At 39.6% G+C, this 1,130-nt stretch carries 1 protein-coding gene; it reads left to right on the forward strand.

The window, feature by feature from the left end:
* The first annotated feature begins 127 nt into the window (after positions 1 to 127).
* Positions 128 to 1,063 (forward strand): DUF2971 domain-containing protein, encoded by a 936-nt coding sequence (locus M3P05_RS20365; RefSeq protein ID WP_249701967.1) that lies wholly within the window; start codon positions 128 to 130, stop codon positions 1,061 to 1,063.
* The last annotated feature ends 67 nt before the right edge of the window (positions 1,064 to 1,130 follow it).

Below are 1,130 nucleotides of genomic sequence, written 5' to 3' on the forward strand. Positions count from 1 at the left end.
ACAAGTGCGTCGTGTACGGCAGCAAGCTGCCTGGGACGCCTACGGCGCCCCACACGCAGGCGTTATGCGCAATCAAGCTCAACATCGGAGTTTATAACTCTCAATGATTCACAGGAGTTGGAAATAAGTGAAACAACCAGAAAAAGTATACCGCTATCAAAAATTTAATGATAAAAGTCTTAGTGCATTGATTTTTGATCAACTATATTTTTCTGATCCTGTGAGTTTTAATGACCCTCTTGATTGTCAGCCAAGTGTAATGACGGATTCAGACTTGACTGAGCTTCGTGCAATTCTAAAAAAGCAAATACAAAAAAGAGTTCATGCTGAAAACCTTTTATCTTTGAAGAGTGCAAAAGTCACAGGGAATGGTGCAGATGAACATGCAGAAAGAACTGCAAACCAAACAGCACAAAACAAATTAAATGAAATAGCCTATTACGCAACAAACCCTGATTATGAGATGGGTATTGAAGAAGCTGAAATGCAGCTACTGAGAAATGAAATCCAAGTGGAATTATTAAAGCAATATGATCGCGGCATATGTTGCTTTTCTTCAGAACAAGACAACCCATTGCTCTGGAGTCATTATGCAGATCAGCATAGAGGTATTTGTACTGGTTATAGTCTCGAAAGAAATCCAAAACCAAATCTTCTTAAAGTAGAATATGGTGGAGATAGAGAAGTTTGTACAAGCTTAATATCAAAGGCCGTACTTGATAATGACTTAGAATCTAAAGAAAAACTTGATGAAAATATTCTTCTGCGCAAAGCATTACCTTGGGGCTATGAGAATGAATGGCGCTTATTAGGGAATCGAGGCCTTCAAGACTCCGACTTGTCTCTTGAGGAGATTACATTTGGCCTACGTTGCCCTACCTCAGTAAAACATGCTGTGGTTTCAGCTCTCAGTGAAAGATCAAAGGCTATTAACTTCTACGAAATATACCTAAAGCACGGCAGCTTTTCACTAAGTGTAGAGCCGCTAGATATTGAAACAATACTATTTTTACCTCGTGTGGCTCAATCGGGAATTGAAATTTTCGGTGAAACAAATGATTGAATTTACCTACAAACCCGCAGCGCATAACAAGTAAATCCAGGTGACGCCTACGGCGCACCTGATTTAG

The organism is Parendozoicomonas callyspongiae (assembly GCF_023502345.1).
Lineage (GTDB): Bacteria > Pseudomonadota > Gammaproteobacteria > Pseudomonadales > Endozoicomonadaceae > Sansalvadorimonas > Sansalvadorimonas callyspongiae.